This is a genomic window from Sphingobium trunci, assembly GCF_022664535.1.
Taxonomy (GTDB): domain Bacteria; phylum Pseudomonadota; class Alphaproteobacteria; order Sphingomonadales; family Sphingomonadaceae; genus Sphingobium.
In genome coordinates, this window is the sequence record NZ_JAKUJY010000003.1 from 77,036 (window position 1) to 91,750 (window position 14,715).

Below are 14,715 nucleotides of genomic sequence, written 5' to 3' on the forward strand. Positions count from 1 at the left end.
TCAACTGCCCCTGTAGGTCGAATATCCAAAGGGCGAGACGAGCAGCGGCACATGATAGTGGCCGTCCGCCTCCGCCACGCCGAAATCGATGGTGACGACGTCAAGGAAGGGTGGATCGGGAAGATCGGCGGCCCGCCCCCGGAAATAATCGGCGACGGCGAAGCTCAGCCGATAGCGGCCGGGGGTGAGCGGCGGCATGCCGGGGCAGCGGCCATCGCCGTCGGTGACGCCGGAAAACAGCGTTGCGCCCTCCGCCGTGTGGAGATGCACGGCCACGCCGGCCGCGGGGCAGCCATGGGCGGTGTCGAGAATATGGGTGGACAGGCTGGTCATTCGACGGCCTCCCGTGGCCATTCGCCGAGGAACTCCGCCTCGTCATAGGCGAGCAGCGCACCGACCAGCGTGTCCCGGTCGTCCAGGAAAAGCTGGTCCGCGATCCCGGTGACAAGGCGCGGCAGGGCATGGCGCAGGCCCGACAAGGCGGATGCGGACAGGCCCAGGCTGAGCAGGGCGGAATAGTTGAAGGCGAAGAGGCCGTGCACGCGCGCGGTGTCCTGCGGCGTGCGCGGCAGCAGTTCGAAACCCGGCCCCAGATAGGGGTGCGCGTCGATGAGGGCGTTGGCGCAGCCCGCAGGCGGCGGCACCCGGTCACGCCAGAGCGCGATGCCGTCGGCCACGTCGCGCAATTCGGGCCGCAGCGCCGGATCGCTGACAAGGCCGGTCGAGAGCACCACGAAATCGAAGCTATGCTCTCCCCCGGGCGTTGTCACCCGGACCTTGCCATCCTCTTCGGCGACATCGATCCAGGGGGAAGCCAGATGCAACGCGAAGCCCGGCCATGCGGCGGCGCGCTGGAAGGTGTCGTTGGTGGGCGGCTGGTTATGGCTGAGGAAGCTGGCCATCACCCGATATTTGGTGGCGTCGTCGGTCGCCGGATAGCGGGCGGTGAATCCGACCTTCTCCATGAAGCGGATCGGGTTGATGCGCGGCAGTTGCCGGCGCCGCATGAACACCTCGACGGCGGACGCGCCCAGGCCCAGCGCCCAGTTGGCATTGTCGAAGGCCGAAGCGCCGCCGCCCAATATGCCGATGCGCTTGCCCGCCAGCGCGGCATAATCGATGGCTTCGCTGGTATGGGCATAGAGGTGGCGGTGCAGTTTATCGCCGATCATCGGCGGCACATGCCATTCGCCGCCGCCCTGTATGCCCGTGGCCAGCACCACCTTGCGGGTCAGCAGGCTGGTGCCGTCCTTCAGGTGCAGGCGGTGCAGCCCTTCGCCCGCCAGCGGCTCGATCCGTTCCAGCCGCGCGTCGTTGCGCACCGGCAGGTCGAGCACGCGGCGATACCAGCGCAGATAGTCCATCCAGTCGCCGCGCGCGATCTTGTCGAGGGCCTCCCATCCCGCCGCGCCATGCTGCGCCTCCCACCAGGCGCGGTAGCTGAGGGCTGGCAGGCCGAAATCGATGGGGTTGAGTTCCTTGGGCGTGCGCAGCGTCACCATGCGCGCATAGGTGACCCACGGTCCTTCATGCCCTGGCGGATTTTCATCGATGACGAGGATGTTGGAAACGCGCTCGCGCAGCAGGCCGAAGGCGGCGGCAAGGCCGCTCTGCCCGCCGCCGACGATGACGACGTCGAAGACATGGCTCTGCCCATGGGCGCGCGGCTGTGTCCAGTCCGGACCGCCATGGCCGGTCAGCGCCAGTTGCCGCGCCAGTTCCGCTTCCAGCGCGGGGAGGCCGATGGGGGTTTCCTGCGTCATGCCATGTCCTTCAGGCGCAGGCGGACGATCTCCCCGATCTGGCCGATGGCGGTTGCGATTTCCATGTCGCGGCTGTTGGCGAGGCGCCCTTCCATCGCGGAGAGGATTCCCGCCTTGTCGGTCAGCCGCACGCAGATGATGAAGGGAAAGCCGAAGCGGTCCCGATAGGCGGCATTGAGCTGGTGGAAGCGCGCATATTCCTCCGGCGTCAGGCGGTCGAGCCCGGCGGAGGCCTGTTCGGCGGCGGACGCCTCCGTCAGGGTGCGGTCGATGGCGGCCTTTCCGGCCAGTTCGGGATGGGCGCGGATCAGGGCGAGCTGTTCCTCGCCGCTTGCGCTGCGGACGACGGCCATTAGGTCGGTCCAGCGGTCGCCGGAGGAGGGGCGGGCATCGGCGCGCTCCTCCACCCAGGGGCTGTGTTCGAACAGGGCAGGGTGGGGCGCGGTCAATGCGTGCTTCCTTCGAGGGAGACATGGGCGGAGACGACCTTCCAGCCATCCGCGAACTTGACCCAGCTTTGCGTCTGGCGGCCGCGGCGGTCGCTGTTCTCGCGGAAGAATTCGGCGTCGGCGGTGGCGAAGCTGTCGCCATAGACGGTGATGGCGACCCGGCCGAGCCTGCGCTGGGGAGAGCCGCCGCGCCCCTTGCGGAATTCGCGTATCGCCTCGATGCCGTAGAGCACCTCGCCCACGCCGTAGCGGTTGGTGGTGGGGGCGTCGTGGAACAGCGCGTCCATGGCCGGAATATCGTCCTCCATCAGCGCGCGCTCATATTCGTGGAAGGCGTCCGTCACTTCCTTGAGCAGGACCGGATCGTCGATCGTCATGCGGGATATTCCTTCATCCAGTGGCGGGCGATGTCGATGCGGCGCGCGACCCAGGCATCGCCCGATGCCGTGACATGGTCGAGGAAGCGGGCGAGGGCGCGGGCGCGGCCGGGGCGCCCGGCGATGCGGCCGTGGAGACCGACGGACATCATCCGCCCGCCTTCCTCCCGCAGCTGGTCGAACGTGTCGCGCAGATGGCGGAAGAACTGCTCGCCCTCGGTAAAGCCGTTATAGGCGACGATCTTCATGTCGTTGGCGTCGAGCGTATAGGGGACGATCAGTTGCGCGCGGCCATGGCGGCGGTCCCAATAGGGCAGGTCGTCGGCATAGCTGTCGGCATCGTAGAGGAAGCCGCCTTCCTCCGCGACGATGCGGGCCGTGTTGGGCGAGGTGCGGCCCTGATACCAGCCGAGCGGGCGTTCCCCGGTGAGGCGGGCGTGGAGGGCGATGGCCTCCGCCACATGCTGCCGCTCCACCTCTTCGGGTACATATTGATAGTCGATCCAGCGCAGGCCGTGGCTGGCGATTTCCCAATCGGCCTTGAGCATCGCGTCCACCACTTGCGGGTTCATCTCCATCGCCCTGGCGACGCCGAACACCGTGACCGGCAGGCCGCGTTCGGCAAACAGGCGGTGGAGGCGCCAGAAACCCGCGCGGCTGCCATATTCATAGAGGCTTTCCATCGCCATCGCCCGGCCGGGATGGCTTTGCGCGCCGACCATTTCGGAGAGGAAGGCTTCGGAGCCCTTGTCGCCGTTGAGGACGCTGTTTTCGGCGCCTTCCTCATAATTGACGACGAACTGCACGGCGACGCGCGCCCCGCCGGGCCAGCGCGGATTGGGCGGGGTGGCGCCATAGCCGGCGAGGTCGCGGGCGGGGGTCATGCGTCCCACGCCTCCATCGCGGCGGCGACGCCCTCTCCGGCGGGCAGGGCGAAGCCTTCGCGGCGCAGGCAGGCCTCAAGGGCGCCCAGCGTAATCAGCACCTTGTGCTTCATGGCATTGTAGCCCATCGCGCCGATGCGCCAGATGCGGCCCTGCAAGGGGCCGAAGGCGGTGCCGATCTCGATCTCGAAGGCTTCGCGCATCATGGTGCGGACGCGTTCGCCGTCCACGCCGCCCGGGATGAAGACGCCGGTGACGTTGGTCATGCGGTGGGCGTCGTCGCCGAAGACGGTGAGGCCCATGGCGCGCAATCCGGCGGTCATCGCCCGGCCGGCGGCGGCATGGCGGGCATAGCGCGCCTCCGGCCCCTCCCCCAGCATGATGCGGGCGCATTCGCGCGCGGCATAGAGCATGGACGTCGCCTCCGTATGGTGGTTGAGGCGCTTTTCCGACCAATAGTCCATCACCATGGCGAGGTCGAAATAGTTGGAGCCGATGCGGGGGCCCGCGCCGTCGCCGATATCGTCGCGGCGGATGCCTGCCTCGACATGGCGGCGGTTGAAGATATGGTCGGCAGCGCGATCGGAAATGGTGATCGGCGCGGAGCCGGACGGGCCGCCCAGGCATTTCTGCAGGCCGCCGGTGACGATGTCGACGCCCCAGCGGTCGGCGGCGATTTCCATGCCGCCAATGGTGGCGGTGGCGTCCACATAGCTGAGGGCGCCCGTCTTGCGGCACAAGGCGCCGAGTCCGTCGAGCGGCTGGGCCATGGTGGTGGAGGTGTCGCCATGGACGCAGGCGACCAGTTTCGGGCCGGTGCGTTCGATGGCGGCGGCGATGGCGTCCATCGGCACCACCTCGCCCCAGGGGGCATCGACCGTCTCGATCACGGCGCCGATGCGGCCCAATATTTCCTGGAGCAGCAGGCCGAAGCGGCCGAAATTGACCACCAGCACCCTGTCGCCGGGCGCGACCATGCTGACCAGAGCGGCCTCGATCCCGGCGCGGGCGGTGCCGTCGACCAGCATCGTCCAGCGATTCTGCGTGCCGAAGATCGGGCGGTAGAGCGCCATCACCTGGTTCATATAGCCGGTCATTTCCGGGTCGAACTGGCCCAGCAGGTCGGCCGACATGGCCCGCAGCACGCGGGGATGGGCGTTGACCGGCCCCGGGCCCATCAGCAGCCGCTGGGGCGGGTCGATCTCGCCGAAAAGGGAAGGATCAGGCGCGGTCAAAATTCTCTCCCAGTTTTTCCATGAAGCCCAGCATCGCCCGCAGCGCGATATCGGCGTCGGCGGGGTCGACATGCTCGGCCGGATTGTGGCTGATGCCAAGCTTGCAGCGGATGAAGAGCATGGCGGTGGGGCAGAGAGATGCCATCACCATCGCATCATGCCCGGCGCCGGAGACAAGGCGGAAGGGGGGATGGCCCGCATCGGCGATGGCGGCGTCCATCAGGTTCATGAGGGCGGCGTCGCAGGGGCTGGCGGGGAGGTCGTGGATCCTTTCCATCGCGAAATCCAGTTCGCGCCGGTCGGCAATGGCGGCCACGGCATCCAGCATCGCCTTGGCCGCGCGGTTGCGCCGTGCCTCGTCGCCGGAGCGCACGTCCAGGGTGAAGCGCGCCTCGCCGGGGATGACGTTGGCGGCGCCGGGCAGCGCCTCGATCCGGCCGACCGTGGCGACCAGATCGGAACCGTCCTCCCGCGCGATGCCTTCGATGGCCAGCATCGCCTCGGCCGCGCCCGCCAGCGCGTCCCGGCGCAGCGGCATGGATGTGGTTCCCGCATGACCGGCCATGCCGGTGAGGCTGATCCGGTAGCGGAGCTGGGCGGCGATGCCGGTGACGGTGCCGACCGCCAGCCCCTGCGCCTCCAGCACCGGGCCTTGTTCGATATGCGCCTCCAGATAGGCGAGCGTCGCGCCGGGCGCGCGGGCGGCGGACAGATAGGCCGCGATATCGACGCCCGCATCGGCAAGGGCGACGCCCTCGCCATCGGCCATGTCCAGCGCGGCGGCGTCCAGCGTCCCGGCCATCGCCCGGCTGGTCAGCATGGCGGCGGGGAAGCGGGAACCTTCCTCATCGCCGAAGGCGACGACCTCGATCGGGAAGGGCAGGCGCCGTCCGGCGCAATGCAGTGCATCGACCGCCTCGATACCCAGCATGATGCCCAGCGGCCCGTCATAGCGCCCAGCATCACGCACGCTGTCGATATGGCTGCCGATCAGCAGCGCGGGGGCGCCGGGGACGCCGCCCTCATAACGGCCGATCAGATTGGCGGCGGGATCGAGCCTTACCGCCATCCCGGCCTCCGTCATCCAGTGGCTCGTCCGGTCGAGCGCGGCGCGATGCGCCGGGGCCAGATAGCCACGATAAAGGCCGCCTTCCATGTCGCTATAGGGCGCGACGCCCAGAATGTCGCAGCGCGCCACCGCCCTTTCGCCGCCGGTCACCATGCCGCCACCTCGCCGTCGCTGCGGGGGTCGGTCGCGCCTTCCACGCGGCCGTCGCCATGACGGACGATCGCGCCCGCATGGCCCATCGTCGCGGTCAGCGGCCCCGCCCGTTCGACGTCATGGCCTGCCTGCGCCAGCGCCGGATAAAGGCCCTCATCGAAGCCGTCCTCCAGCTTCAGCGTCGTGCTTTCCTCGCCCCAGGTGCGGCCCAGCAGCCAGCGGGGGCGGGCGATGGCGTCCTGCAGATCGACCCCGAAGCGGGCATAGCGGGTGAAGATCGCGGCCTGCGTCTGGGGCTGTCCCTCGCCGCCCATGGTGCCATAGGCCATGACCCGCCCGTCGTCGAACCGGGCCAGCGCGGGGTTGAGCGTGTGGAACGGCTTGCGGCCGGGCATCAGCGCGTTCCAGCCTTCACGCGTCAGGCGGAAGCTGGACCCCCGGTTCTGCCAGGTGATGCCGGTGCGGGGCAGGACGATGCCCGATCCGAATTCGAAATAGGTCGACTGGATGCAGCTCACCACCCGGCCTTCGCCGTCCGCTGCCGCGAACCAGCAGGTGTCGCCCTGCGCCGAGGGCTGCGGCCATGGCAGCGCGGCCGCGGGGTCGATCCGCGCCGCCAGCGCGTCCAGCGCGGCTTCGTCATCGAGCAGGCCCTGATGATCGAAATCGTGGAAGGCGGGGTCGCCCACATGCCGGTCGCGCAGCAGGAAGGCCTGTTTGGTGGCCTCGACCAGGCCATGCACATGATCGAACCCATCCGCCGCCTGCGCCCGCAGCCGGTCGAACAGGGCGAGGATCAGCAGCGAGGCGAAGCCCTGGGTCGGCGGCGCGCTGTTGTAAAGGGTGGCGCCGTGGATCGAGGCGTGCAGCGGCGCCGGGCTGGTCGCCTCGTGCGACGCCAGATCGGCCCGTGCGACGGGGCTGCCCAGCGCCTCAAGGTCCGCCGCGATGCCGTGCGAAAGATCGCCGCGATAGAAGCTGTCGAGGCCATCCTGCGCCAATGTGCGCAGCGTGGCCGCCAGAGCGGGTTGGCGCAGCGTTTCGCCCGCGCGCAACGGATGCCCTTCCGGCTCGAAAATCGCTGCCCAGGCCCCCGGCTGGCCGCGCAGCTCGCCGCCCTTGGCCGCGGCGATGGCCGCGCCGCCCGCAGTCACGGTCACGCCCTGGGCGGCATGGTCGCAGGCATCGCGCAGCAGGCGCGGCAGCGGCAATGTGCCGCCCGCGCTTTCCAGTGCCATCGCCCAGCCGGAAATGGTGCCCGCCACCGTATTGGCCGCCAGCGGCCCGCGCGTGGGCACGGCGTCCAGCCCCGCATAGAGGGAGAGGTCGGCCTTCGCCGCCGCGCCGCCGCAGCCGTGCACGGCATGGACCCGGCCGTCCGGCTCCGCGATCAGCCAGAAACCATCGCCGCCAATGCCGGTCATGTGCGGATAGACGACCGCCAGCGTGGCCGCCACGGCGACGCAGGCCTCCACCGCATTGCCGCCGTCGCGCAGCACATCGCGCCCGGCGCGCGACGCCAGATGATGGGGCGAGGTCACCATGCCCCGCGAGGACCGGATCGTCCGGAGCGTCAAGCCGCGCCCATCCAGATGAAGCGCACGATGAACAGTCCCGCCAGCAGGAACAGGAACCAGTCCTTGCGCGTCGCCGTCCCGCGCAGCGCCTTCAGCGCGGCGTGGGCGGTGATGCCGAAGGCCAGGCCGTTCGCGATGGAGAAGGTGAGGGGGATCATCGCCACGGTCAGGAAGGCGGGGATGGCCGACATCGGGTCTTCCCACTCCACCTCCGTCAGCGGCAGGATCATCAGCCCGCCGACGATGATGAGCGCGGGGGCCGTGGCGGCGATCGGCACGATCTGCGCATAGGGCGCCACGAACATCGTCGCCAGGAACAGGATGCCGGTGACGATGGCGGTCAGGCCGGTGCGCCCCCCGGCCTGCACGCCCGCCGCGCTTTCGACATAGCTGGTGACGGTGCTGGTGCCCGCCATCGACCCGACGATGGTCGCCGTGGCGTCGGTGATGAGGATGCGGTTCAGCCCCGGTATCCGCCCGGCCGCGTCCATCAGGCCCGCGCGCTTGGTGACCGCGACCAGCGTTCCGATATTGTCGAACAGGTCGACGAACAGGAAGACGAACAGGATTTCGACGAGGCCAAGCCCATGGCTGCCGGTCAGGCCGAAGACGCCGGGCAGATCGAGCTTGAAGGCGGTGCCGGTCAGCGCCGCCAGGCTGTAGGGTTCGGGCTTCACCGTCACCATGCCCATCAGCCAGCCGAGCGCGGTGGTGGCGAGGATGCCGATCAGCATGGCGCCGCGCACGTTCCACACCGACAGCGCGCCGATCAGCAGCAGGCCGAACAGCGCCAGCGCCGCGCCGGGCGCCTTGAGGTCGCCCAATGCCACGAAAGTCGCCGGGTTGGCGACGATGATGCCGGCATTCTTGAGGCCGATGAAGCCGATGAAGAGGCCGATGCCGCCGGCCACGGCCGCGAACAGATAAGTCGGGATGGCGGTCACGATCAGTTGGCGTATGCCCGTCACCGTCAGGATCATGAACGCCACGCCGGAAATGAAGACGCAGCCCAATGCGATGGGCCAGGGCACGCCCATCTGCTGCACCACGGTGAAGCTGAAATAGGCGTTGAGGCCCATGCCCGGCGCCAGCGCCAGCGGCGTATTGGCGACCAGCCCCATCAATATGGAGGCGAAGGCGGCGGCGAAGCAGGTCGCGGCGGCGACCGATGCGACCGGCATGCCCGCCTGGCCCAATATCGCCGGGTTGACCAGCACGATATAGGCCATCGTCAGGAAGGTGGTGAAGCCCGCCAATATCTCCGTCCGGGTCGACGTGCCCCGTTCGGTCAGTGCGAAATAGCGGTCCAGCCGGTCCGCCCTGATCTGTCTCATGTCTCTTTCCCCCGAAACCCTTCAGGCGGCGGAGAGACCCCGACCAGCCCTTTTTCTTCCAGCATGGCGGCGAACCGGAACAGCACCGGCTCGGTTCCCGGCCTGCCGATCAGTTGCAATCCGATCGGCAGGCGTCCGGGACGATATAATGGCACGGCGAGCGAAGGGAGTCCGGTAAAGCTGATCGGCTGGCTGTGGATGCCGAGGTCCGCCCGCGCGGGCGTCAGCGCGCCGTCTATCCAGATGCGCGGATCATCGACGCGCGGCGCGACGCAGGGCGTGGCGGGAGCAAGGAGGATGTCGAAATCCGCGATCAGGTCGAGGATCGCCGTTTTGAACCGTGCCCGGAAGTCCTGCGCCTGGTCGTGGATCGCCTCCGGCAGCAGCGCGCCCGCCAGCAGCCGGTCGCGGGTTGCGGGGTCGAAGGCCAGCGCGTCGCGTGCCAGCGCTTCCCGATGGAGCGCGCCGCCCTGCGCCGCGGTGATCAGGAAAGCCGCCGAGCGCGCCCGCGCGATATCGGGGAGGTCGACGACCGGCGCGCCGGGCGCGATGCGATCCATGGCGTCTGCCTGATCGGGATCGACATTTTCGCCGAAACGTCCGCCCAGCCGCGCGACGCGAAAGGAACGGATGCCGGGTTCGGGCGCGGCCTTGCCGGACAATATCCCCCAGACCAGCTGCATGTCCCGCACGGACAGGGTGAAGGGGCCGACATCGTCGAAACTCTCCGCGAAGGGGAAGACCCCCTCCATCGGCAGCCCTTCATGTGTGGGTTTGAGGCCGTAAATGCCCGTCAGGCTGGCGGGCACCCGTACCGATCCGTTGGTGTCCGATCCCAGCGAAAAGGGCAGCAGTCCCGCCGCCACGACGGCGGCCGACCCGCCCGACGACCCGCCTGCCAGCCGGTCGAGATCGTGGGGATTGCGGGTCGTGCCGTGGCGCGCGTTGATCGTCGCGAAGCCATAGGCGAACTCGTCCATGTTCAGCGTGGCGACGAGTACCGCCCCGGCGGCGCGCAGGCGCCGGATCGCCTCCGCATCCTGCGCGGCGGGTGGCGCCCCGGCATAAAGGGCCGATCCGGCGGTGGTGGAAAGGCCTTCAATGTCGAACAGATCCTTGACGCCATAGGGCACGCCCGCGAGCGGCCCGGGATCCTGCCCGGCCGCCATCATGGCATCGACGGCGGCAGCCTCCCGCCGCGCGCGGTCGGCCAGGAGGCGGGTGACGGCCAGGAGCGGGGGGCTTTCCGCCGTCAGCCGGGCCAGGCATTCGTCCAGCACGGCCATCGCGCTTGTCCGCCCGGCGCGGACGTCGGCGGCGATTCCGATGGCCTGCTTCATGGCTGGGGCGCCAGCAATATGCCTGCATGCCTGTCCAGAAGCGCGAGATTGGCGCGCACTCCGGGCATGCAGCTTTCGGGAATGGGCAGGCCCTTGGCCAGCGCGACCCGACCGATGGCGTCATCATCGAGGGGAAGGGCGGGACGGACCGGGTCCGCCCCGCCGGTCCCGCGCGCGAAACGGCCCGCCATGGCCGCGCACAGGAAAAGCTGAAGCTGGTGGAAGATCATGAGCGGCAGGATCACCATTCCCACCTGTGCCGCCGGGAACAGCGCGCCTGCCATCGGCACGCCGGACACGAGGCTCTTTTTGGAGCCGCAGAAGAACAGCACGATGGCGTCGTCGCGGGGCAACCCCGCCAGCCGCGCCGCCAGCGCGTTGGCGCCCATCACGATCGCCAATATGGCCATGCTGGACGCCAGCAGCAGGAGCAGGTCGCCCGGCCCGACCTGCGACCAGATGCCGTTCACCACCGCCGCGCTGAAGGCCGAATAGACGACGAGCAGGATCGATCCCCGATCCACCGGCATCAGCAGGCCCCTGTGACGGTCGATGAAACCGCCGATCACCGGGCGCAGCAAATGGCCCGCGATAAATGGCGCCAGCAGCTGGAGCGCAATCGCCTGCACCGAATGCCAGGATGAGAGCGACTGGCCGGAGGGCAGGTGCATGAAGAGGCCGACCAGCAGGGGGGTAAGCGCGATGCCGAGCAGATTGGACAGGGAGGCGCTGCACACGGCCGCCGCGACATTGCCGCCCGCCATGGCGGTAAAGGCGATCGAGGACTGCACGGTGGATGGCAGCAGGGTGAGGTAGAGGAGGCCCGACAGCAGCAACGGGTCCGCCGATCCGCGCAACAGCGCCGAAAGCGCAAGGCCGATGACGGGAAACAGGATATAGGTGGATGCAAGGACCAGCAGGTGCAGGCGCCAGTTGCCCGCGCCCTGGAGGATGGACGCGCGCGACAGTTTCGCCCCATGCAGGAAGAAGAGCAGCCCGATGGCGATATCGGCGAGAACGCCGGTTGCCGCCGCCGCCTCTCCGCGCACGGGAAAGAGCGACGCCCCGCCGACCACTGCGACGAGGCATAGAAGAAAGGGGTCGATAAGGGCAGGGAATTTCAGCGGCCGGGCCATGTCCGCCTTATGCAGGCATGAGACCTGCCGATCCAATAGAATGACTGGCACGGATCGTTGCAAAAATTAGAGATGTCCTGTCACGATGGCGTGGATGCATGTCCGCGGTCTTTGCCGGGTTTGCGTGACATCACGGTCGTCGACCGGTCGGCAGGCAGGCTGTTGCCACAATGCAACGATTTGCAATATTTAGTCATATTGTTGCAATCTGCGTTGCGGTGCAACAGCATAACGGCGACACTTTCCCCATTCAGGGTGTGAAATGGGGAAAGAAATCATGCATATGAAGCATATTCTGCTGGGTAGCGTTGTTTTTTCCGCAGCCATGTGGTCGCTGCCCGCTGCAGCGCAGTCGGAGCAAGCGCCAGCGGACGATGGCGCCGCCATCATCGTCACCGGCTCGCGCATCCGCATCAATCCGCTGGAACAGCCGTCGCCCGTCGTGACGGTCGATCAGACTGCGATCGCCCGGACAGGCCTGTCCGCGGTCGCCGATGTTCTGCAACGCCTGCCAAGTGCTAGCGGCGGCCTCAACAGCAAGGTCAACAATAGCGGCAATATCGGCAATCCGCCCGATGGCGGCGGCGTGGGTGCCGGTTCGGCCGAAATCGACCTGCGCTATCTGGGAGCCAAGCGCACGCTGGTGCTGGTGGACGGCATGCGTTACGTAGCCGGAGCGTCGGCGAGCGGCATTCCGGCGACGGTCGACCTCAACACCATTCCCGCCAACATGATCGAGCGGATCGAGGTGCTGCAGTCGGGCCAGTCGCCGCTCTACGGTTCGGACGCGCTGGCGGGCGTCGTCAACATCATCACCAAGGCGACCCAGGAAGGATTGCAGGCATCCGCCCAGTTCGGCACCTTCCGCCAGGGCGACGGCCATACCCAGGACTATCAGGTCAGCTACGGCATCAAAGGGCCGACCACCAATCTTGTCTTTGGCGCCAGCTATGTGAAGCAGGAGGCGGTTCGTACGCGTGACCGCGCGATTTCGCAGTTTCCCAATCCCGGTCAGACCAGTTGCACCGATCCCGTCGGTGGCTGTTCCAGCGCGACGCTCAATGGCTTTATCGACCTGGGTTCCGGGCCGGTGCTGACGCCCAAGAATCCGCCGCTCACAACCCGTGGCCGTTACGATCCGCTGGACCCCACAGGCCCGAACAGCGACTTCCGCGCACTGACCACGGCGGATCGCTTCAACTTCGCGCCTTATAACTATTTCCTGACGCCTTCGGAACGCTATGGCGGCTTCATCAGCGTGAAGCAGGAATTGAGCGACGCGGTCAATTTCCGGGCGAAGCTCGTCTATAATCGCCGCAACAGCCAGAACCAGGCGGCCTTCCTGCCGTTGTTCATCGGTCCCGACGCGGGCAATGGCAATCTGCTCGACACCATCTCGATCGACGTGACCAATCCCTACAATCCGTTCGGCTACACCCTGTCATCGGGAGCGGACGGTTCCACGCCCACCTATTCGACGGTTCGCCGCCGCCTGATCGAAGCGGGTCAGCGCACATACAGCCAGACGGTCGATACCATGACGATGACCGGCAGCTTCGACGGGTCGTTCCATGTGGGGTCGCATAAATGGTATTGGGACGTCAACGCGATCATCGGCTTCAATGACGCGAAGCAATTGTTCACCGGCAACATCAATGCCGCCCGGTTGCAGCAGGCGCTGGGTCCGGTTGCCAATTGCGTATCGCCCTGCGTGCCCTTCAATATCTTTGGCGGCGCCGGATCGATCACGCCGGCGATGCTGGCCTATGTAGGGTTCGACGAACATGACCGCAGTTCGCAGGAATTGCAGGATTATACCGCGAACCTGTCGGGCGACCTGTTCGATCTGCCGGCGGGCCCGGTCGGTGTCGCCGTCGGTTACGAGCATCGCTATCAGCTGGGCAGCTTTACCCCCGATCCGGTCATCACGGCCGGACTTGGCGCCGACATTCCGGCCCAACCAGCTCGCGGACACTATAATGCGGACGAAGTCTACGCCGAAATCCGCGTCCCGCTGCTCAAGGACACACCCTTCTTCTATGCGCTCGATCTGGACGGGGCGGTGCGGCACGCCCATTACTCGACCAGCGGCAGCAGCACGACCTTCACCGGAAGCGCGCAGTGGAAACCGGTTTCCGATCTTCTCCTGCGCGCCTCCTATGCCGAAGGATTCCGCGCGCCCAGCATCGGGGAACTGTTCGGCGCGGCATCGCGCAGCGACGCACCGATAGACGATCCGTGCACCAATGTGGCAGGATCGCCGTTCCAGACCAACAGCACCGTTCGCGCCAACTGCATCGCCAACGGCGTTCCCGCCAATGGCAGCTATCAGGAGCCGACGGGCGGCCAGCTGGGCGTGCTGACGGGCGGCAATTCCAGCCTGAAGCCGGAAACGTCGAAAACCTGGCTGTTCGGCGGCGTCTATAGCCCCGGCTGGGCGCGCCGCACCGGCTTTGCCAGCCTGCTGAGCCTGGAGGTCAATTATTACGACATCACCGTCGACAATGCGATTTCCAACATCGCGCCGCAAACGACGCTGGAACGTTGCGCCTTCCTGGCGGATGCGCTGAGTTGCGCATCGGTGACGCGCACCTCCAATGGTCTGATTTCGCGCATCAACGGCGTGCTGCAGAATATCGGCAACATCAAGACCCGCGGCATCGACGTCACGTTCAACTATCGCACGCCGGAAACCACGGTCGGCAGCTTCGGTTTGTCGGCCAATGGCAATTTCCTGCTGAAATATACGGAGACCTTCCCCAGCGCGACCGGGTTCGACACGACGGACTATCTGGGAACGACGCGCGGCTTCCCTGACCAATCCTATCCCAAGTTCAAGGGTAATGCCGTACTGGACTGGAACCTGAAGGATTTCAGCGCTTCCTTTACCGGCCGTTACATCAGCGGCGTGGTTGAAAGCGACGGGCACAAGCTGAGCAATACTTTCTACGGCGACATCCAGCTGGTGTTCACGCCGGGCTTCCTGGACAAGCGCACCACCTTCACCATCGGCGTCAACAATGTCTTCAATCAGGATCCGCCCGCCTGCAACACCTGCACGGGACCCAATTTCGATCCCACAACCTACGACATTCCGGGACAGTTCGGCTATGCCCGCATAGCCTATAAGATGTGATTTGATGGAAGGAGGCGGGTTCGGTGCGACAGACCTGTTCCGCACCGAACGCGCCTACTTCTCCGCTGCTTTCACGAGCAGGATATGATGGGCGATGATCTTTCGCGCATCATCCTGCGGGTTCTGACCCCCGCTGTTCATTTCCAGAACATCGGACACGGCCCGATCGGGCAGGGCGCGGAGATCGCCTGGTGTAGCCCATCCGCCTGAAATCTGATAGATGACCTCATGGCGGCCTGTTCGACGGGTTGGCGCCGGAGCT

At 67.0% G+C, this 14,715-nt stretch carries 13 protein-coding genes; 2 read left to right on the forward strand and 11 right to left on the reverse strand.

What is annotated here, in order from left to right:
• From uraH to MJ601_RS03905, 11 genes are read right to left on the reverse strand one after another with little or no spacing between them, the layout of a single operon-like run.
• Positions 1–333: a hydroxyisourate hydrolase gene (uraH, locus tag MJ601_RS03855; protein WP_242123455.1), complete on the reverse strand. Its 333-nt coding sequence runs from the start codon at positions 331–333 to the stop codon at positions 1–3.
• Entirely contained in the window at positions 330–1,763 is a 1,434-nt protein-coding gene (locus MJ601_RS03860) for an FAD/NAD(P)-binding protein (protein ID WP_242123457.1), read from the reverse strand. Before MJ601_RS03860 ends, uraH begins: the two co-directional genes overlap by 4 nt.
• Entirely contained in the window at positions 1,760–2,212 is a 453-nt protein-coding gene (gene uraD / locus MJ601_RS03865) for a 2-oxo-4-hydroxy-4-carboxy-5-ureidoimidazoline decarboxylase (RefSeq protein ID WP_242123459.1), read from the reverse strand. Before uraD ends, MJ601_RS03860 begins: the two co-directional genes overlap by 4 nt.
• Entirely contained in the window at positions 2,209–2,589 is a 381-nt protein-coding gene (gene hpxZ / locus MJ601_RS03870; protein WP_242123461.1) for an oxalurate catabolism protein HpxZ, read from the reverse strand. Before hpxZ ends, uraD begins: the two co-directional genes overlap by 4 nt.
• Positions 2,586–3,473, reverse strand: coding sequence for an allantoinase PuuE (puuE, locus tag MJ601_RS03875; RefSeq protein ID WP_242123463.1), 888 nt, complete (start codon positions 3,471–3,473; stop codon positions 2,586–2,588). The genes hpxZ and puuE overlap by 4 nt, the downstream gene beginning before the upstream one ends.
• Positions 3,470–4,651 carry a pyridoxal-phosphate-dependent aminotransferase family protein gene (locus MJ601_RS03880; protein WP_242123787.1) on the reverse strand — a complete coding sequence of 394 codons (1,182 nt, stop codon included), beginning with the start codon at positions 4,649–4,651 and terminating at the stop codon, positions 3,470–3,472. The genes puuE and MJ601_RS03880 overlap by 4 nt, the downstream gene beginning before the upstream one ends.
• Positions 4,652–4,694: 43 nt before the next feature.
• Positions 4,695–5,930: an allantoate amidohydrolase gene (locus tag MJ601_RS03885; RefSeq protein WP_242123464.1), complete on the reverse strand. Its 1,236-nt coding sequence runs from the start codon at positions 5,928–5,930 to the stop codon at positions 4,695–4,697.
• Positions 5,924–7,474 carry a gamma-glutamyltransferase family protein gene (locus tag MJ601_RS03890; RefSeq protein ID WP_242123789.1) on the reverse strand — a complete coding sequence of 517 codons (1,551 nt, stop codon included), beginning with the start codon at positions 7,472–7,474 and terminating at the stop codon, positions 5,924–5,926. Before MJ601_RS03890 ends, MJ601_RS03885 begins: the two co-directional genes overlap by 7 nt.
• Before the next feature lie 29 nt (positions 7,475–7,503).
• Positions 7,504–8,841: an NCS2 family permease gene (locus tag MJ601_RS03895; RefSeq protein ID WP_242123466.1), complete on the reverse strand. Its 1,338-nt coding sequence runs from the start codon at positions 8,839–8,841 to the stop codon at positions 7,504–7,506.
• Positions 8,838–10,181 (reverse strand): AtzE family amidohydrolase, encoded by a 1,344-nt coding sequence (locus tag MJ601_RS03900; RefSeq protein WP_242123468.1) that lies wholly within the window; start codon positions 10,179–10,181, stop codon positions 8,838–8,840. The genes MJ601_RS03895 and MJ601_RS03900 overlap by 4 nt, the downstream gene beginning before the upstream one ends.
• A complete protein-coding gene (locus MJ601_RS03905) occupies positions 10,178–11,317 on the reverse strand; it encodes a bile acid:sodium symporter family protein (protein WP_242123471.1) in 1,140 nt (379 codons plus the stop codon). The genes MJ601_RS03900 and MJ601_RS03905 overlap by 4 nt, the downstream gene beginning before the upstream one ends.
• 283 nt (positions 11,318–11,600) lie before the next feature.
• On the opposite strand from MJ601_RS03905, the gene MJ601_RS03910 reads away from it, so the two are divergent.
• Entirely contained in the window at positions 11,601–14,453 is a 2,853-nt protein-coding gene (locus tag MJ601_RS03910) for a TonB-dependent receptor domain-containing protein (RefSeq protein WP_348635555.1), read from the forward strand.
• Positions 14,454–14,540: 87 nt separating this feature from the next.
• On the forward strand, positions 14,541–14,663 hold the full coding sequence (locus tag MJ601_RS21915; protein WP_281061200.1) for a hypothetical protein: 123 nt from the start codon (positions 14,541–14,543) through the stop codon (positions 14,661–14,663).
• Positions 14,664–14,715: the final 52 nt, after the last annotated feature.